An 18,354-nucleotide genomic window follows, 5' to 3' on the forward strand; every position below is an offset into this window, starting at 1 on the left:
CCGTCAGTCGCCGTGGTCGTAGACCGTGACGGCGATCCCCCGTCGTACGAGCCGCTCGGCGATCAGCGGTTCGACGCGGGACCACTTGCCCCCGGCCAACCCGCACCCTATCCGGGGCATGTGGACCGAGGCCCCGAGCTCCACGGCCTTGTCGGCCAGCCTCTCCAGCGCCGCGTCGATCGCCTCGTACCGGACGGGGACGCCCTTGCTGCCCGTACGGATGCCGCGCTGCCCGACCAGGTTGGCCACCCAGACGTAGGGCTCGACCTGGATGAACTGGGCCGCGCCCAGCCCGAAGTCGTTGGCGGACCGGCCGCGGTGCCAGGCGCGGTACGCCGCCTCCGGCTCGGGCCAGCGGCGCGACAGCGCGAGCACGAAGCCTTTTCCCCATCCCCCGATGTCGTTGCAGACATGGGCGATCACCTTGACGCCCTTCACCGACGGAACGGTGGCGTCACCCCGGACGTAAGTGATCTCCGACATGACGCCACCGTAGAGGCCGCCACTGACAACGGCCCCTGGATTACTTCGTGAGCTCGGTCAGCTCCCGGTCCGTCGTCCGCTCCACCCGGCGCCGGACCGCGTACCAGCCGGCGACGAGCATCGCCGCGATCACCGGGATCAGCAGCAGGGTCTTGCGGCCGACCTCGGGGTCGTTCGCCATCATGCCGAGGCAGGCCAGCAGGAAGGCGATCGTGGCGATCTCCGTGACCGGGCTGAACGGCAGCCGGAAGGAGGGGCGGGTGACCAGGCCGGCCCGCGCGCGGCGGACGAAGACCAGATGGCAGACCATGATGATCACCCAGGTGCTGATGATGCCGAGGGAGGCGACGTTCAGCACGATCTCGAAGGCCTGGCTCGGCATGAGGTAGTTGAGGCCGACGCCGAGCACGCAGACCGCGCAGGTGAGCAGGATGCCGCCGTAGGGGACCTGGCTGCGGTTCATGCGGGCGGTGAACTTCGGGGCCGAGCCCGCCATCGCCATGGAGCGCAGGATGCGGCCCGTGGAGTAGAGGCCGGAGTTGAGGGACGACATCGCCGCGGTCAGGACGACCAGGTTCATCACGTCGCCCGCGCCCTCGACGCCGATCTTCGACAGGACCGTGACGAAGGGGCTCTCGTCGGCCGAGTAGACCGAGCCGGGGAGCAGGAGGGCGAGGAGGACGACCGAGCCGACGTAGAACAGGCCCACGCGCCACATGATCGAGTTCACCGCGCGCGGGACGACCTTCTCCGGCTCGGCGGTCTCGCCCGCGGCGACGCCGACCAGCTCCAGGGCGGCGTACGCGAAGATCACGCCCTGCATGACGAGGACGACCGGCATCAGGCCGTGCGGGAAGACGCCGCCGTTGTCGGTGATCACGCTCACGCCGGGGGTCGTACCGCCCACCTGGTGCTGCGTGGCCAGCAGGAAGATGCCGACGAGCATGAAGCCGACCAGGGTGGCGACCTTGATGATCGCGAACCAGAACTCCATCTCGCCGAAGATCTTCACCGAGATCAGGTTCACGGCGAGGACGACCGCGAGGGCGATCAGGGCCAGCGTCCACTGCGGGATGTCGGTGAACAGGCTCCAGTAGTGCGTGTAGAGCGCGATCGCGGTGATGTCGGCGATGCCGGTCGTCGACCAGTTCAGGAAGTACATCCAGCCGGCGACGTACGCGCCCTTCTCACCGAGGAACTCGCGCGCGTACGACACGAAGGAGCCGGAGGAGGGGCGGTAGAGGACGAGTTCGCCGAGGGCGCGGACCACGAAGAAGGCGAAGATCCCGCAGACCAGGTAGGCGATCGCGAGCGCCGGGCCGGCGTTGTGGAGACGTCCTCCGGCGCCGAGGAAGAGGCCGGTGCCGATCGCGCCGCCGATGGCGATCATGTTGACGTGGCGCGCCTTGAGGTCCTTGCTGTAGCCGGCGTCACCCGCGTCCGCGGGCGTCCGGGCCACCTCGGTGGCTGTTGCCGTGTCCACAGCGTCCTTGCTCACAGGTGGTACCACTCTCTGGTGCGGGGGCGCCCGAGCGGGTCGCGCTCGGGTGTCCTGACGTACGTATGGCCCGTGCGCTCGGGTGGAGGCACGGACCAAGGGGCCACCTTCCCCCGAACCACGCAGGTCACGCGGTGGCGGACCTCACACAGCGGGACATGTCACATGATCGGGGAGGGTGCTCGGGAGGTTTCACAGCACTGGTGAGACAGCGATACTGCTGCACATGACGACCGACACCGGGAAGCCGACCCTCACCGTCGATGAGCTGGCGGCGCGTGCGGGCGTCACGGTCCGCACCGTGCGCTTCTACAGCACCAGGGGGCTGCTGCCGCCGCCGGTGATCGGCCCGCGCCGTGTGGGGCACTACGGCAGGGAGCACCTGGCCCGGCTGGAGCTCATCGAGGAGCTCCAGCACCAGGGGATGACGCTGGCCGCGATCGAGCGGTATCTGCGGCAGCTGCCGCCCGACCTGAGCCCGCACGACCTCGCGATGCACCGCGCGGTCGTCGCCTCCTGGGCGCCGGACACCGTGGAGACGGCCGACCGGCGGGAGCTGGAGGAGCGGTCGGGCCGGCGGCTGACGGAGGAGGACATCGAGCGGCTCGCGGCGATGGGTGTCGTAGACCCCGACGGTGACGGCTACCGCTTCGACGCGGGGCTGCTGCGGCTCGGTGTGCGGCTGCTCGACGTACCGCTGTCCCAGGAGTCGATCCTCGCCGCGCGGAACGTGCTCGTGGAGCACGCGCGCGTGGCGGCGCACGAACTGGCGGAGCTGTTCCGCGGCGAGGTGTCGGAGCGGGGCACGGAGGACGTGCGGTCGCTGTCGGCCCATATGCACCCGATCGTGGTGCAGGCGCTGCTGACGACGTTCCAGCGGTCCCTCAAGGAGGAGCTGAGCGGGTGGGGCACCACGTCACAGGTAGGCGGACCCTCCTGACACGTTGAGGGTCTGCCCGGTCAGGAAGGCGCTGCCCTCGTCGACGACGTACAGCAGCGTCGACACCAGGTCGGACGGCTCCTGGGTGCGGTGGACGGCCTGCCCGCCGCGGACGGCCTCGAAGCCGCCGTCCGCGCCGACGGTCCGCTCCGCGGTGGCGGTGCGGACCATGGTGGGCGCGATGGCGTTGACGGTGATCTCGTACGGGGCGAGCGCGGCGGCGAGGGCGCGGGTGAAGCCGATCAGGCCCATCTTCGAGGCGACGTACGGGACCATCGTGGGCGGTGCCGTGAAGACCGCCGCGGAGGCGATGTTGACGACGCGGCCCCAGCCGGCCGCCTTCAGGTACGGCAGTGCCGCGCGGGTCACGAGATACGGGGCCTCCAGGTTGACGCGCATGACCCGGCGCCAGTCGTCAGGGGTCGTCTCCTCGAAGGGCTTGGACGGATACACCCCCGCGTTGTTGACGACGACGTGCAGGGTGCCGAACTGCTCGACGACGCGCTCCAGTCGGTCCTCGACCACCTCCTCGTCGGTGACGTCGCCGACCAGTTCCAGGTAGTCGAGGACCTTGCCCGCGGTCTGCGGCTGCGGCACGAGATCGAGTCCGGCGACCCGGTAGCCGCGCCCGGCGAGCGCCATCGCGAACTCCTGCCCGAGGCCCTGTGCCGCGCCGGTCACAAGGGCGGTACGCGTCTCCATGGGGCGAGTGTGGGGACCCCTCAGGCCATGGGCAAGGGCGCATTCCACTCGCTGGAACGCCCGCGTTGCCGCTCGTGCCGGTTGGGTCGACGCTGCGGGCGACCCCAGCGCCGGAAGGACCGGGAGCGGTGCCCGATGACCGAGACCGAGCGTGCCGTGGACGACGCCGAGCGCGCCCGCGATCCTCGACAGCCGCGTCTGCCGCGGCCGTTGACGTCCCTGCCCCGCCGGCTGGTGCGGGACGAGCTGGGTGTGCTGATCGTGCTGGGGCTGCTGGTGGCCGGGATCGGCATCCCCTACCCGGACTTCCTCGACACCGACAACCTGCTGTCCACCGCGCACAACTCCGTCTACATCTCGCTGATGGCGTGCGGGATGGTGTTCGCGCTCGCCATGCGCGAGGTGGACCTGTCGGTGGGCGGCACGTACGCGATGGTCCTGGTCGTCGGTGCGCTGCTCGTGCGGGACGGGTGGGCGCCCTGGTCGGCGGTGCCGGTCATGCTGCTCACCGGCGTCGCGTGCGGGGTGTTCAATGCGGCGGTGACGACGCTGCTGGCGCTGCCCTCGTTCATCGTGACGCTGGGCACGCTGATGCTGTTCCGCGGGGTCGGACTCGCGCTGGCCGACGGCAAGCAGATCACCGATCTGCCCCTGAACGACTCGTACTTCACCTTCGCGGGCGGTGATCCGGGCGGGGTGCCGTTCGCGCTGTGGGTGCTGCTCGCGGTGGTCGTCGTGCTGGCCGTGGTGCTCGCCCGTACCCGTTTCGGGGCGCGGGTGCGGGCGATCGGGTCCAACCCCGACGCCGCCGCGTTCAGCGGCATCCCGGTCGTCCGTACCCGCGTCCAGGCGCTGGCCCTGTCCGGGCTCACCACGGCGTGCGCCGCCGCGCTCGCCCTCGCCTTCTACGGGGCCGGGGACCCGACGCTCGGCCAGGGCTACGAGTTGCAGGCCATCGCCGCGTGCATCATCGGCGGCACCCCGCTGGCCGGCGGGCGCGGCTCGGTGATCGGCGCGGTGGCGGGCGCGATGATCCTCTCCGTCGTCGCCGCGGGGCTCGTGTTCTTCGAAGTACCGATCAACTGGACGTCGTTCGCGACCGGCGGGGTGATCCTCGTCGCGGTCGCGGCGGACAGCGCGCTGCGCCGGACCGGGCGCCGCCGCCGATGAGCGGTGTCGCGGCCGACGAGCCGTATCGCCTTGGACGAGCCGTGTGGCCTGGGAGGGTCTGATGCAACGTCAATTCCGCACGGTAGCCGCCGCGTTCGGTGCCCTCATCCTGCTCGGCGCCTCCGCCGGGTGCGGCGACGGTGACACTGGCAGCGGCGGCAAGCTGGACATGGGCATCGCGGTGGCCAACATCTCGCTCAATTTCGCCCACGAGATGGTGCTGGGCGCGGAGAGCGCCGCCGACCACGCGAAGGACGTCGACTTCAAGGCGGTCGGCCCGCCCAACACCGACGGGCCCGCCGAGGTGCAGCTCTTCCAGAACCTGACCGCCACCGCCAAGGACGGCATCGTCCTGGAGAACCTCGACCCGCCGATCTTCACCCGCCCCGCCGCGCAGGCCGTCGACAAGGGCATCCCGATCGTCGCCCTGGACACCTCCCCCACCGACGGCAGCAAGGTGGGGTTCTACGTCGGCAACGACAATTACGCGCTGGGCGAGTTGATGGCGAAGGAGGCGCTGAAGCGGCTCGGTGACGACCCGAAGGGCGAGGTCGCGATCGGCGTGCCCAATCCGGGGACGCCGGTGCTGGACAGCCGAGCCAAGGGCATCAAGGACACGTTCAACAAGGAGGCGCCGAACGTCAGGATCGTCGGCCCCTTCCAGACGTACAGCGATCCGGGGCAGAACTACAGCTCCTGGTCCGCGCAGGTCAACGCCCACCCGAACGCGCTGGCGTTCCTCGGGGTCGGCGACGCCGACAGCTACAACCTCGCCAAGATCAAGAAGCAGAAGAACGGCAAGTGGCTGACGGCCGGATTCGACGTCGACCCCAAGACCCTGGAGGCGGTCAAGGACGGTTCGAACTTCGTCGCCATCGACCCGCAGCACTTCCTCAAGGGCTACCTCTCCACCGCGATCCTGATCCGGTCGGTGCGCGACAACGACGGGAAGCTGCCCGACGGTTGGTTCCTCTCCCCCGGCGGCGTCGTCGACTCCGCCGACATCGACGAGATCATCGCCCGGCAGAAGTCCCCGGAGGCGGCGTACGACTGGTACAAGCCGACGATCGACAAGCTGCTCGGCGACCAGGACGCCCAGATGCATCCCCTGAAAGACGCGCGCTGAGATGACGTCGTACGGCGACATCCTCGTGGCCCAGGGCCTGTTCAAGTCCTACGGCGGGGTCCGCGCCCTGGACGGGGTGGGCATGCGTCTCCGGGGCGGCGAGGTGCACGCGCTGGTCGGGGAGAACGGTGCGGGCAAGTCCACGCTGGTGCGCATCCTTTCGGGCACGCTCGCCGCGGACGAAGGGGCGGCCCGGCTGGCGAAGGACACCCGGATCGCCACCGTCTCCCAGGAGTTGAGCCTCTTCCCCGACCTCACCGTCCGCGAGAACCTCTTCCCCTACCGCCCGCCGCGCCGCTTCGGCCTGCTGGACCGGGGCGCCATGGACCGCGCGGCCCGGCCGGTCCTCGCCGAACTCGGCCTGGATGTCGACCTCGGCACGGAGGTCGGCGAACTTCCGCTGGCCGACCAGCAGTTGACGGAGATCGCCCGGGCCCTGCTGCGCCACCCCCGGTTGCTGATCCTCGACGAGCCGACCTCGGCGCTGCCCGCGGCCGCCGTCGACCGGCTCGAAGGGGTGCTGTGCACGCTGACCGGGCGGGGCATCGCCGTCCTGTACGTCACCCACTTCCTGGAGGAGGTCATGCGTCTGGCGCAGCGCGTGACGGTCCTGCGGGACGGGCGGGTCGCGCTGGCCGGGGCGCACCGCGAGGACGTCGACGTGCCGGAGCTGGTCTCGGCGATGCTGGGCGGCCGGCCCGAGCAGCCGGTACGCCGGGCGCGGACCGTGGTCGACCTGCCGCCGCCCGTGGTGCTGTCCGGGGTGAGCGTGCCGGGGCGCCTGGCGGACGTGACGTTCACCGTGCGGGCGGGTGAGGTGGTCGGGGTCGCGGGACTTCAAGGGGCCGGGCATCTCACGGCGTTGGAGGTGGTGTGCGGGCGTACGGCGGTGTCGTCGGGGCGGGGTGACATCGGCGGGCGCGGTCTGCCGCACTCGCTGCGGGACGCGGTGCGGGCGGGCGTGGCGTTCGTGCCGAGCGACCGGAAGCGGTACGGGCTGATGGTGGACCGGGAGGTGTGGGAGAACACGACGTCGGTGAGCTGGCTGGGGCTCGACCGGGGTGGCATCGCGCCCTCACGGACCGAACTCGTGCGGCGGACGGCCGAGTTGACGGAGCGGCTGCGGCTGCGCGGCGGGCCGCACGACGTGGTGGCGCGGCTGTCCGGCGGCAACCAGCAGAAGGTCGTCTTCGCCAAGTGGCTGGCCACCGAGCCGAAGATCGTGGTGCTCGACGATCCGACGCGGGGTGTCGACGTCGGCGTACGGGCCGAAATGCACCGGATCGTGGGCGAGTTGGCGGCTGGGGGTGCGGCGGTGCTGATCGCGTCGACGGACCTGGCGGAGCTGACGGAGGTGTGCGACCGGGTGCTGGTGTTCGTGCGGGGGCGGATCACCGAGGAGGTGCACGGGGCGCGGTTGACGGAGCATGCGTTGGCGGTGGCCATGCAGCAGGGGGCTTCGGCGGCGGGGTGAGGTGTCGGCCGTCAGGCCGAGAGTGTGCGCGTCAGGGCACTTGCCGCCGCGCAGACTCTCGCCCCCACCCGGTCCACGTCCAGCCGTCTCGTCCAGCCGGTCACCGAGATCGCGGCGATCGGACGCGATCCCCGGCCCTGGGCGTAGATCGGGGCGGCGACCGCCGAGACGCCTATCTCGGCCTCCTCCAGGTTGACGCCGAAGCCGCGGGCCCGGGTCAGGGCGAGGTCGCGGGCGAGCTGTCCGGGCAGGACCAGGGTGCGGGGCGTCAGGCGGAGCAGGGTGCGGTGCGGTGGGCGGGGGTCCTGGGCGAGGAACACCTTGCCGGTGGCGGTGCAGTGGGCGGGCAGCCGGCCGCCGGTGCGGGAGACGATCGGGGTGGCGCGGCGGCCGGTGACCTTCTCCAGGAAGAGGGTGTCGGTGCCATCGGGGACGGCGAGGTGCACGTTCTCGTGGGTCGCCTCGTGGAGGTCACCGAGGTAGGGCAGGGCGGCGTCGCGCAACTCGCGTACGGACGGGGCTGATTGGCCGAGCACGAAGAGCCCGAGGTCGATGCGGTAGCTGCCGTCGAGGGTGCGTTCCACCAGGCCCAGCCGCACGAGTTCGCCGATCAGCCGGTGGGCGGTCGGTTTGGGCAGCCCGGTGCGCAGGGCCAGTTCGGCGAGGGTGAGCGCGGTCCCGGAGTCTCCGCAGGCACGCAGCAGCAGCACGCCCCGCGCGAGCACCGACTTGGGCAGTGGGCCGTCCGTCATGGACCGATGGTGGTGCCCGGCGTGGGCGGGTGACAAGGTGTGGGTGGCGGTGAGTGGCGGATCGTTCGCGCAGGGGTACGTGGTTCGTCCGGTCAGGCGCGCCCGGGTCGGTCACGCAGGGGCACGTCGACCAGGAGCGGGCCGCTCAACCTCCCCGCCCCCGCGACCAGTTCCCGCAGGTGCTCGGCGCTCTCGGCGCGGACCGCGTCCACCCCGAAGAAGGCCGCCGCCCGGGTGAAGTCGAGGGGGCCCAACTCCGTCCCGGGGCAGACGCCCTTGCCGCCCATCGCCTCGTAGGTGTCCTGGAGGGTGCGGTAGACGCCGTTGCTCATCACCACGAACAGGACGGGGACCTGCTGACGCGCGGCGCTCCACAGTCCCTGGAGCCCGAACAGGGTGCTGCCGTCGCCGAGTACGGCCACCACCGGCCGCCCGGGCTCGGCCAGCGCGCGGCCGACAGCGGCGCCGATGCCCCAGCCGAGCCCGCCGCCGACGGTGTGGGTGTAACTGCCGGGGCGGTCGAGTCGTACGAGACGCCGTAACAACAGCCCTACGGTGATGGCCTCTTCGACGACCGCGGTGCCGGGCGGCAGACCGCGGGCGACGGCGTGCGCGGCGGCCCAAGGGGCGAGGGGGGCCGGTGAGTAGGCGGCGCGGGCCGCGGAGTCGGCACGGTCGCGGTCGGCGGCGTGCTGCTCGCCGGCGCGCAGGACACGGGCCTTGGCGGTCTGGTCCGGGACGCGTTCGCGCAGCAGGTCGGCGAGGCGGTGCAGGGACGGGCCGAGGGAGCCGACAAGTCCGGCGTCGGCGGCGAAGTTGCGGCCTATCTCGTCCGGGTCGGAGTCGAGTTGGACGACGGTGAGGCCGGACGGCAGCGCGGGGCCGGGGGTGTAGTGGTGGGGGGTGAAGGCGTGGGCCCCGGCGATCAGCACCACGTCGTACGGTGCGAGCGCGGCGCGGATGGCGTCGTGGCGCGGTGGCAGCATCCCCGCGTACAAGGGGTGCGTGGTCGGGAAGTTCAGGGCGTCGGCCATGGGCTGGTGGTGCACGGTCGCCCCGCACGCCTCCGCCGCCCGGACCAGCGCCCCGACGGCGTCCTCCCGGCCGACGCCGTCCCCGGCGACGATCGCGGGGCGGGCACCGCCGCCGAGCAGCACGGCGGCGCGTTCGATGCCGGGGGCCGGGCCGAGCGGCGGGGTCGGGGTGCGGGCGGGGACCTCGACCTCCGTGTCCTCCGCGAACACGTCCATGGGGACGGACAGGAACACCGGCCCCGCGGGCGGGCGTACGGAGAGGGCGAAGGCGCGGCGGAGCGCCAGCGGGAGGTCGTGGGCGTGCTGGACGTCGTGGGCCGCCTTCACCGCCGGGGCCGCGAGGGCGACGAGGTCGCCGGAGAGCATCGGGTCCTGCTGGAGGTGGCGGCGGTCCTGCTGGCCCGCGATGACGACGAGCGGGGTGCGGGAGCGGCGGGCGTTGAGCAGGCCGATGAGGCCGTTGGCGAGGCCCGCGGCGACGTGCAGGCTGACGAAGGCGGGCCTGCCGGTGGCGCGGGCGTATCCGTCGGCCATGGCGACGACGGCGCCCTCGTGCACCCCGAGGACGTACTCGGGGGCGTCCTCGGCCTCCGACAGGGCGGCCAGGAAAGGGAGTTCGGTGGTGCCGGGGTTGCCGAAGACCCGGTCCACGCCCTCGCCACGGAGGATGTCCAGGAAGGCGAGGGCGGGGCGGGCTGCCATGGGGGCTCCTCGGTGGGGACGGGGACCGGGTCGCAGGTCAGCGTCGGGCACCGTCCCCCGAGGGGCAAGAGGGTCGTGTCGCTCAGCGGTACGTCACCGGGCGTCGGTGAACGTCTCCCCCTTCTCCGCCTTCTCCACCAGCAGCGCCGGCGGCGTGAACCGCTCGCCGTACCGCTCGGCCAGCTCGCGCGCGCGGGCCACGAAGCCGGGGAGGCCGACACCTGCCCCGGCGCCGCCGTCGTAGCCGTTGATGTACTGGAGGACACCGCCGGTCCAGCCCGGGAAGCCGATGCCGAAGATCGAGCCGATGTTGGCGTCGGCGACCGACGTCAGGACGCCCTCCTCCAGGAGCTTCACGGTGTCGAGGGCCTCCGAGAAGAGCATGCGCTCCTGCATGTCCCGGAAGGGGATCTCGGCGCCCTCGCGGGTGAAGTGCTCGCGCAGGCCCGGCCACAGTCCGGCGCGCTTGCCGCTGTCGTCGTAGTCGTAGAAGCCCGCGCCGCCGCTGCGTCCCGGGCGGCCGAACTCGTCGACCATGCGGTCGATGACGGCCTCCGCGGGGTGCGTCGGCCAGGTGCCGCCCGCTTCCTCGACGGCCCGCTTGGACTCGTTGCGGATCTTGCGCGGGAGTGTGAGCGTCAGCTCGTCCATCAGGGAGAGCACCTTGGCGGGGTAGCCCGCCTGTGCCGCGGCCTGTTCGACCGACGCGGGTTCGATGCCCTCGCCGACCATCGCGACGCCTTCGTTGATGAAGTGGCCGATCACGCGCGAGGTGAAGAAGCCGCGCGAGTCGTTGACGACGATCGGCGTCTTCTTGATCTGCCGGACCAGGTCGAAGGCGCGGGCCAGCGCCTCCTCCCCCGTCCGCTCGCCCTTGATGATCTCGACGAGCGGCATCTTGTCGACGGGCGAGAAGAAGTGCAGCCCGATGAAGTCGGCCTGGCGCTCGACGCCCTCGGCCAGGGCCGTGATCGGGAGGGTGGAGGTGTTGGAGCACAGCAGGGCGTCCGGCTCGACGATCCCCTGGATCTCCTGGAAGACCTTGTGCTTGAGCTCGGGGTTCTCGAAGACTGCCTCGATGACCGCGTCGCAGCCGGCGACGTCCTGCGGGTCGGCCGTGGGCGTGATGCGGGCCAGCAGCGCGTCGGCCTTCTCCTGGGTCGTACGGCCCCTGCTCACCGCCTTCGCGCACAGCTTCTCGGAGTAGGCCTTGCCCTTGGCGGCCGCCTCCGCCGACACGTCCTTCAGGACGACGTCGATGCCCGCGCGGGCGCACGAGTACGCGATGCCCGCGCCCATCATCCCGGCGCCGAGAACGGCGACCTTGCGGACCTGGCGCGGCTCGATGCCCTTGGGGCGGTTGGCGCCGGAGTTGACGGCCTGGAGGTCGAAGAAGAACGCCTGGATCATGTTCTTCGAGGTCTGCCCGGCGGCCAGTTCGACGAAGTAGCGGGCCTCGATGACCTGCGCGGTCTCGAAGTCGACCTGGGCACCCTCCACCGCCGCGGCGAGGATGTTGCGCGGCGCCGGATAGGGCGCGCCGCCTGTCTGCTTGCGCAGGTTGGCCGGGAAGGCGGGCAGGTTGGCCGCGAACTTGGGGTTGGCGGGGGTGCCGCCGGGGATGCGGTAGCCCGGCTTGTCCCAGGGCTGCTGCGACTCGGGGTTGGCCTCGATGAAGGCGCGCGCCTTGGCGAGCATCTCCTCCTGGGTGGCGGCCACTTCGTGGACCAGGCCGTTCTGCAGGGCGCGCTGCGGGCTGTACTGGGTGCCCTGGAGCAGCACCTTCAGCAGGGCGTCGGTGATGCCCAGGAGGCGGACCGTGCGGGCCACACCGCCGCCGCCCGGGAGGAGGCCCAGGGTGACCTCGGGGCAGCCGATCTTGGAGCCTGGTGCGTCGAGGGCGACGCGGTGGTGGCAGGCGAGGGCGATCTCGAAACCGCCGCCGAGAGCCGCGCCGTTCATCGCCGCGACGACCGGCTTGCCGAGGGTCTCGATGCGGCGCAGGTTGCGCTTGATGGCGAGGCCGCCGTCGAAGAGCTCCTGCGCGGTCTCCGGGGTGACCCGGATGAGGTCGCGCAGGTCGCCGCCCGCGAAGAAGGTCTTCTTGGCGGAGGTGAAGATGATGCCGCGGATGGAGTCCTTCTCGGCCTCCAGGCGTTCGGTGACGTGCGCGAGGGAGTCGCGGAACGCCTGGTTCATGGTGTTCGCGGACTGGTCGGGGTCGTCGAGGACGAGCGTGACGACGCCGTCGCGGTCCTGCTCCCAGCGGATGGTCGTGGACTGAGTGCTCATGTGGAGGTGCTCCGTGTGATCCGTCGTGTCCGTCGGGAGGGGGGTCAGATGCGCTCGACGATGGTGGCGATGCCCATGCCGCCGCCCACGCACAGGGTGGCGAGGCCGTACCGCTTGTCCTGGCGCTCCAGTTCGTCGATGAGCGAGCCGAGGATCATGGCGCCGGTCGCGCCGAGGGGGTGGCCGAGTGCGATGGCACCGCCGTTGACGTTGACCTTGTCCAGGGACAGGCCCATGTCCTTCACGAAGCGCAGGACGACGGCCGCGAAGGCCTCGTTGATCTCGACGAGGTCGATGTCGTCGATGGTCAGTCCGGCCTTGGCGAGGGCCTTGCGGGTCGCCGGGGCGGGGCCGGTGAGCATGATGGTCGGCTCGGAGCCGGAGACCGCCGCGGCCACGATCCGCGCGCGCGGGGTGAGGCCGTGACGCTCGCCGACCTCCTTGGAGCCGATGGCGACCAGGGAGGCGCCGTCGACGATGCCGGAGGAGTTGCCCGCGTGGTGGACGTGGTCGATCTTCTCGACCCAGTGGTACTTCTGCAGGGCCACCGCGTCGAAGCCGCCCAGCTCACCGATGTCCGCGAAGGACGGCTTGAGCTTGGCGAGGGAGTCGGCGGTGGTGCCGGGCCGCATGTGCTCGTCGTGGTCGAGGACGGTCAGCCCTGCGCGGTCCTTGACCGGGACGACGGACCGCTCGAAGCGGCCCTCTTTCCAGGCCGTGGCCGCACGCTCCTGCGACAGCGCCGCGTACTCGTCGACGTCCCGGCGCGAGAAGCCCTCGATGGTGGCGATGAGGTCGGCGCCGATGCCCTGCGGCACGAAGTTCACGGCGAGGTTGGTCATCGGGTCGTTGAACCAGGCGCCGCCGTCGGAGGCCATCGGCACCCGGGACATCGACTCGACGCCGCCCGCGAGGACGAGGTCCTCCCAGCCGGAACGCACCTTCATCGCCGCCAGGTTGACGGCCTCCAGGCCCGAGGCACAGAAGCGGTTCTCCTGTACGCCCGCGACCGTGTCCGGCAGTCCAGCCGCGATGGCGGCGATGCGGGCGATGTCGGAGCCCTGGTCGCCGACCGGGCCGACCACGCCGAGGACGATGTCGTCGATCGCGGCCGGGTCGAGGCCGGGGAAGCGGGCGCGGATCTCGTGGATGAGTCCGACGACCAGGTCGATGGGCTTGGTGCCGTGCAGGGCGCCGTTCGCCTTGCCGCGTCCGCGCGGGGTGCGGATCGCGTCGTACACGTACGCTTCGGTGCTCACAGGGAGGCCTTTCGAGGGTGGGTCGAGGGTGAGGGTCAGCCCAGCAGGGAACGTCCGATGATCTCCTTCATGATCTCGGTCGTGCCGCCGTAGATGGTCTGGATGCGGCCGTCGGTGAAGGCCCGGGCGACCGGATATTCGCTCATGTAGCCGTAGCCGCCGTGCAGTTGCAGACAGCGGTCGGCGACCCGCTTCTGCAGTTCGGTCGCCCACCACTTGGCCATGGAGGCGTGGACCGCGTCGAGCTCCCCGTTCGAGTGATCCTCGATGCAGCGGTCGAGGAACGTGCGGGTGACGGCGCACTCAGTGGCCATCTCGGCTATCTCGAACCGGATGTGCTGCTTGGTGGCGAGCGGCCGGCCGAAGGCCTCGCGTTCCTTGACGTACTCCGTGGTGATCTCCAGGAGGTGTTCGGCGGCGGCGATCGCGGAGACGGCGATGCTCAGGCGCTCCTGGGCGAGGTTGGTCATCAGGTGGAGGAACGCGCCGTTGAGCTCGCCGAGGAGGTTCTCCTTGGGCACGCGCACGTCGTGGAAGAACAACTCGGCCGTGTCCTGCGCCTTCTGGCCGATCTTGTCGAGGTTGCGGCCGCGCTCGAAGCCGTCCGTGCCGCGCTCGACGACCAGCAGCGACAGACCGTGGGCGCCGCCCTCCGGGGTGGTCCTCGCGACGACGATCACCAGGTCGGCGAGGATGCCGTTGGAGATGAAGGTCTTGGAGCCGTTGAGCACCCAGTGGTCGCCGCGGTCCTCCGCGTGTGTGCGGATGCCCTGGAGGTCGGAGCCCGCGCCGGGTTCGGTCATGGCGATGGCGGTGATCAGCGAGCCGTCGCAGAAGCCGGGCAGCCAGCGGCGGCGCTGTTCGGAGGTGGCCAGGCCGGTCAGGTACGGGCCGATGATGTCGTTGTGCAGGCCCAGGGCGAGTCCGGGGGCGCCCGCGCGCGTGAACTCCTCGGCGAGCACGGCGGCGTAGCGGAAGTCGGGCGTGCCGCCACCGCCGTACTCCTCGGGCACGGCCAGTCCGAGCAGGCCCTGCTTGCCGGCCGCGCGCCAGGCCTCGCGGGAGACGATGCCGTCCTTCTCCCACTGCGCGTAGTGCGGCAGCACCTCGCGGTCGAGGAAGGCGCGCACGGTGTCGCGGAACGCGTCGTGCTCGGGGGCGAAGATCTGCCGCTTCATGCTGTGTCGAGGCCTTTCGTGGATTTCCGGCCGTTCGTGACTTTCTTACGGTTCGTGGGTTTCTTACGGTTCGTGGGCTTCTGCCCCTTCATCGGATGCCGGCCCGTCATCGGTTCACGTCTTTCGAAAGTTCCGGCACGTCCCAGTCGCGGGCCACGTCCTCGGTGTCGGCGCCGGGCTGGGCCGGGCCGGTACGGACGGCTGTCGGGGTCGCGGAGAAGCGGGGTGCGGGGGCAGGCTGGGTGATGCCGCCGTGGTCGGTGAAGGTGCCGCGGGCGGCGAGGTGCGGGTGGTGGGGGGCCTCGGTCAGCGTCAGGACGGGCGCCACACAGGCGTCGGTGCCGTCGAAGGCGGCCGTCCACTCGTCCCGGGTGCGGGACTTGAAGCGGGCGGCGACGGCCTCGCGGAGCTCGCCCCAGCGGGTCCAGTCCTTGCGTGCGTCGGCGTGCTCGGGGATGCCGAGGACGCGGACGAACTCGTCGTAGAACTGCGGTTCCAGGGCGCCGACGGCCATGTACCGGCCGTCGGCGGTCTCGTAGGTGCCGTAGTACGGGCAGCCGCCGTCGAGGAGGTTGGCGCCGCGCCGGTCCTGCCAGCCGCCGGCGGCGACCATGCCGTGGATCATCGCGGCGAGGTGGGAGGTGCCGTCCACGATGGCGGCGTCCACGACCTGGCCGACGCCGGTCACGCGCGCGTGATGGAGCGCGGCGAGGACGCCGACGACGAGGTAGAGGGAGCCGCCCGCGTAGTCGCCGAGGAGGTTGGCGGGGACGGCCGGGGGTTCGCCGGGGGTGCCGATCATGCCGAGGGTGCCGGTGAGGGCGATGTACGCGATGTCGTGCCCGGCGCGCTCGGCGAGGGGGCCGTCCTGGCCCCAGCCGGTCATGCGGCCGTAGACGAGCTTGGGGTTGCGGGCGTGGCAGGCCTCCGGGCCGACGCCGAGTCGCTCGGCGACGCCGGGGCGGTAGCCCTCGACGAGGATGTCGGCGTGCGCCGCGAGGTCGAGGACGCGGGCGGCGCCGTCCGGGGCCTTGAGGTTGATGATCACCGAGCGCTTGTTGCGGTTGGTGACGTCGTACGCCGGGTTGATCGCGAGGCCGGGTCCGCCGGGCCGGTCGACGCGCACCACGTCGGCGCCCAGGTCGGCGAGGAGCATGGCGGCGAACGGGCCCGGACCGATGCCGGCGAGCTCGAGTACGCGCACGCCGGTCAGCGGGCCCTGCCCTGGCGTCGTTGCCGTGGTCATCCAGCCCCCATGCCGTCCAGCCCTCCTGGGCGTGACACAACTGATGTAACACCAGTGATGCTAAGAAGCCGCTCCGCAGGACACAAGACCCGAACGAGCAAGCGCTTAGCCAATTTACCGATGGGTCACCGTCCGTGCTCTTCTGCTGTCACGCTAGCCTCGGCCACCGACAACGGCGTGCCGGCGGACGAGAGGTGTCATGAGCAGGCTGAACAGGACGGACCGTCCGTACGACATCGTGCTCTTCGGAGCGACCGGTTTCGTGGGGACGCTCACCGCGGAGTACCTCGCCGCACACGCGCCGGAGGGGCTGCGCTGGGCGATCGCCGGCCGCAGCGAGGAGAAGCTCCGGGCGCTGCGGGAGCGGCTGCCGGGCGGTGAGGAGATCGGGGTGCTGCGGGCGGACGTGGCCGATCCGGCCTCGCTGCGGGCGCTCGCCGAGCACGCGCGCGTGGTGGCCACGACGGTGGGCCCCTATGTGACGTACGGCGAGGAACTGGTCGCCGCCTGCGCGGAGACGGGGGCGGACTATCTCGACCTCACCGGTGAGCCGGAGTTCGTGGACCTGATGTACGTCCGCCATGACGCACGCGCGCGGGAGACCGGGGCGCGGCTGGTGCACGCGTGCGGTTTCGACTCGGTACCGCACGACCTCGGCGCGTACTTCACGGTGCGGCAGCTGCCGGAGGGGGTGCCGCTGCGGGTGGACGGGTTCGTGCGGGCCGACGCGATGTTCTCGGGCGGCACGTTCGCCTCGGCGCTGAACCAGTTCGCGCGCGGTCGGCAGATGCTGGCCGCCGCGCGGGACCGGGGACGCCACGAGCCGCGCCTGGTGGGGCGCCGGGCCACGACGCCGAGCGGCGCGCCGCGGTTCGCCGGGGAGGTCGGCGCCTGGGCGCTGCCGTTGCCGACGATCGACGCGCAGATCGTGGGCCGGTCGGCGAGGGCGCTGGAGCGTTACGGTCCCGACTTCCGTTACCGCCACTACGCGGCCGTACGGCGGCTGCCGATCGCGGTGGGCGGGGTCGCCGCGGTCGGGGCGCTGTTCGCGGCGGCTCAACTGCCGCCCGCGCGGCGCTGGTTGTCGGGCCGGGTCAGGCCCGGGGAGGGGCCGAGCGCGGAGAAGCGGGCGAAGAGCTGGTTCTCGGTGCGTTTCGTGGGCGAGGGCGGCGGCCGTCAGGTGTTCACGGAGGTCTCCGGCGGCGACCCGGGGTACGACGAGACGGCGAAGATGTTCGCCGAGGCGGCGCTCTGCCTCGCCCTCGACGAGCTGCCGGCGACGTCCGGGCAGGTCACGACGGCCGTCGCGATGGGTGACGCGCTGATCGAGCGGCTGCGGGCGGCGGGGATCGTGTTCCGGGTGGCGCAGAGCCGGTAGCGGCGGCTCAGCCGAGAATCAGCGGCAGCTTCTTGTCCAGCTCGCCCAGCTCGGCCCGCTCCGCGTCCGTCGGTGGGCGGCGCCCGGTGCCGACGAGCAGGGCGTCGGTGTCGGTGAACGAGGCGGGGAACGCGGCACCGGCGATCTGCTCCAGCAGCGCGCGGGATCGTGCCGGCCCGGCGCTCGGCGGTGCCGGCGCGTCCGGGAGGTGGGCGATCAGGTCGAGGTGGTGCAGCGTCCATTCCAGGACGTAGGCGCCGAGGTAGTCGCCGACGGTCAGGACCATGTCCTGGGTGCTCACCCGGGCGGCGGGGTCGGCGAGTTCGGCGGCACGCCCGGCGGCGGAACCGACGTCGTCCAGGTGGAACCTGAGCAGGTGCGGCTCCTCGTAGGCGGCGGCGAGCCGGACGATCAGCGCGTCGAGCGGGTCGTCCCCGGTGGGCGCCTCGTCGGCGACGTGCCAGTAGGTGACGGCGTCGGCGGTGGGCTCGGTGTCGGCCGGGGTGACGAGGGTGATCAGGACGTCCTGGGCGTCGATGACCAGATGGCACACCAGGTCCCGCACCAGCCACCCGGCACAGCCGGACGGCTTCTCGAAGTCCTTGTCCGGCAGTTCCGCGACGGCCTTGCGCAACGCCGCCCACGTCTGCGAGAAGAGATCCACCCTCGGCAAGCTAGTGCGCCGCCGAAGCGCCCCACAACCGAATTGCCGGGCGCGCCCTACAGCGGCCAGGTGGCAACGGTGTAGATCATCCCGCAGATCCAGGCGAGCCCCGCGAGCACGGCCAGGATGAGCGCGGCCATCACCGCCCGCTCGACGGGCCGGTTGGGGTCGGCGAGGGGCTTCGGGGAGCGCGTACGGGGCATACGGTGCGTCGTCATGCGGCCCAGCCTGTCGATCATGACGCCGCGCCACATCCGTACAGATACTCAGTTCACGTACTCAGGAACCGAGTACGGCCTCCACGCGCGCGTGCGTCTCGGGATCGCCGACGGCGAGCTGCCGGGCGAGGGGAGCGATCCCCCATCCCGCGTGATGGTCGAAGTACGGCGGCGGACCGGCCGCGTTGTGGGCGACCTTGGCGACGAGTTCGGCGAGGCGGAACAGCGACGCCCGCTC

Annotated in this window: 16 protein-coding genes; 5 read left to right on the plus strand and 11 right to left on the minus strand. The window is 71.6% G+C overall.

The features are described from left to right. Positions 1 to 3: 3 nt before the first annotated feature. Entirely contained in the window at positions 4 to 483 is a 480-nt protein-coding gene (locus IQ210_RS26930; RefSeq protein WP_194081714.1) for a macro domain-containing protein, read from the minus strand. A gap of 40 nt (positions 484 to 523) precedes the next feature. Further along, entirely contained in the window at positions 524 to 1,981 is a 1,458-nt protein-coding gene (locus tag IQ210_RS26935; protein ID WP_194081715.1) for an amino acid permease, read from the minus strand. Between the two features lie 226 nt (positions 1,982 to 2,207). Between IQ210_RS26935 and IQ210_RS26940 the strand changes: the two genes are divergently transcribed. Continuing rightward, positions 2,208 to 2,921: a MerR family transcriptional regulator gene (locus IQ210_RS26940; protein ID WP_194081716.1), complete on the plus strand. Its 714-nt coding sequence runs from the start codon at positions 2,208 to 2,210 to the stop codon at positions 2,919 to 2,921. On the opposite strand, the gene IQ210_RS26945 is transcribed toward IQ210_RS26940, so the two are convergent. Beyond that, on the minus strand, positions 2,898 to 3,623 hold the full coding sequence (locus tag IQ210_RS26945; protein ID WP_194081717.1) for an SDR family NAD(P)-dependent oxidoreductase: 726 nt from the start codon (positions 3,621 to 3,623) through the stop codon (positions 2,898 to 2,900). The genes IQ210_RS26940 and IQ210_RS26945 overlap by 24 nt on opposite strands. A gap of 135 nt (positions 3,624 to 3,758) precedes the next feature. Here IQ210_RS26945 and IQ210_RS26950 point away from each other — a divergent pair, with 135 nt between their 5' ends. The 3 genes from IQ210_RS26950 (at position 3,759) to IQ210_RS26960 (ending at position 7,393) form a co-directional block, all read left to right on the plus strand. Beyond that, a complete protein-coding gene (locus IQ210_RS26950) occupies positions 3,759 to 4,793 on the plus strand; it encodes an ABC transporter permease (protein WP_194081718.1) in 1,035 nt (344 codons plus the stop codon). Between the two features lie 61 nt (positions 4,794 to 4,854). Further along, the gene (locus tag IQ210_RS26955) at positions 4,855 to 5,919 is read left to right on the plus strand and encodes a sugar ABC transporter substrate-binding protein (RefSeq protein ID WP_194081719.1); all 1,065 of its coding nucleotides are present in this window, start codon (positions 4,855 to 4,857) and stop codon (positions 5,917 to 5,919) included. Position 5,920: 1 nt separating this feature from the next. Continuing rightward, positions 5,921 to 7,393 (plus strand): sugar ABC transporter ATP-binding protein, encoded by a 1,473-nt coding sequence (locus IQ210_RS26960; RefSeq protein WP_194081720.1) that lies wholly within the window; start codon positions 5,921 to 5,923, stop codon positions 7,391 to 7,393. A gap of 11 nt (positions 7,394 to 7,404) precedes the next feature. On the opposite strand, the gene IQ210_RS26965 is transcribed toward IQ210_RS26960, so the two are convergent. From IQ210_RS26965 to IQ210_RS26990, 6 genes are all read right to left on the minus strand, one after another. Further along, positions 7,405 to 8,145, minus strand: coding sequence for an IclR family transcriptional regulator (locus tag IQ210_RS26965; protein WP_194081721.1), 741 nt, complete (start codon positions 8,143 to 8,145; stop codon positions 7,405 to 7,407). Between the two features lie 92 nt (positions 8,146 to 8,237). Continuing rightward, on the minus strand, positions 8,238 to 9,881 hold the full coding sequence (locus tag IQ210_RS26970) for a thiamine pyrophosphate-binding protein (RefSeq protein ID WP_194081722.1): 1,644 nt from the start codon (positions 9,879 to 9,881) through the stop codon (positions 8,238 to 8,240). 93 nt (positions 9,882 to 9,974) lie between these two features. Continuing rightward, positions 9,975 to 12,173: a 3-hydroxyacyl-CoA dehydrogenase NAD-binding domain-containing protein gene (locus IQ210_RS26975; RefSeq protein WP_194081723.1), complete on the minus strand. Its 2,199-nt coding sequence runs from the start codon at positions 12,171 to 12,173 to the stop codon at positions 9,975 to 9,977. Between the two features lie 44 nt (positions 12,174 to 12,217). Continuing rightward, the gene (locus IQ210_RS26980; RefSeq protein WP_194081724.1) at positions 12,218 to 13,432 is read right to left on the minus strand and encodes an acetyl-CoA C-acetyltransferase; all 1,215 of its coding nucleotides are present in this window, start codon (positions 13,430 to 13,432) and stop codon (positions 12,218 to 12,220) included. Positions 13,433 to 13,467: 35 nt separating this feature from the next. Further along, complete coding sequence (locus tag IQ210_RS26985) at positions 13,468 to 14,610, minus strand: acyl-CoA dehydrogenase family protein (RefSeq protein WP_194081725.1); 1,143 nt, start codon at positions 14,608 to 14,610, stop codon at positions 13,468 to 13,470. A 106-nt stretch (positions 14,611 to 14,716) separates the two neighbouring features. Then, entirely contained in the window at positions 14,717 to 15,856 is a 1,140-nt protein-coding gene (locus tag IQ210_RS26990; RefSeq protein WP_194081726.1) for a CaiB/BaiF CoA transferase family protein, read from the minus strand. A gap of 199 nt (positions 15,857 to 16,055) precedes the next feature. On the opposite strand from IQ210_RS26990, the gene IQ210_RS26995 reads away from it, so the two are divergent. Next, on the plus strand, positions 16,056 to 17,234 hold the full coding sequence (locus IQ210_RS26995; RefSeq protein ID WP_194081727.1) for a saccharopine dehydrogenase family protein: 1,179 nt from the start codon (positions 16,056 to 16,058) through the stop codon (positions 17,232 to 17,234). 7 nt (positions 17,235 to 17,241) lie between these two features. Here IQ210_RS26995 and IQ210_RS27000 read toward each other — a convergent pair whose 3' ends face one another. Both IQ210_RS27000 and mmpA read right to left on the minus strand, forming a co-directional pair. Beyond that, on the minus strand, positions 17,242 to 17,898 hold the full coding sequence (locus tag IQ210_RS27000) for a maleylpyruvate isomerase N-terminal domain-containing protein (protein ID WP_194081728.1): 657 nt from the start codon (positions 17,896 to 17,898) through the stop codon (positions 17,242 to 17,244). A gap of 56 nt (positions 17,899 to 17,954) precedes the next feature. After that, on the minus strand, positions 17,955 to 18,116 hold the full coding sequence (mmpA, locus tag IQ210_RS27005; RefSeq protein ID WP_228048406.1) for a morphogenic membrane protein MmpA: 162 nt from the start codon (positions 18,114 to 18,116) through the stop codon (positions 17,955 to 17,957). Positions 18,117 to 18,354 lie beyond the last annotated feature (238 nt).

Origin of the sequence: Streptomyces justiciae (genome assembly GCF_015163075.1) — a bacterium.
In the GTDB taxonomy this organism is placed as follows: Bacteria; Actinomycetota; Actinomycetes; order Streptomycetales; family Streptomycetaceae; genus Streptomyces; species Streptomyces justiciae.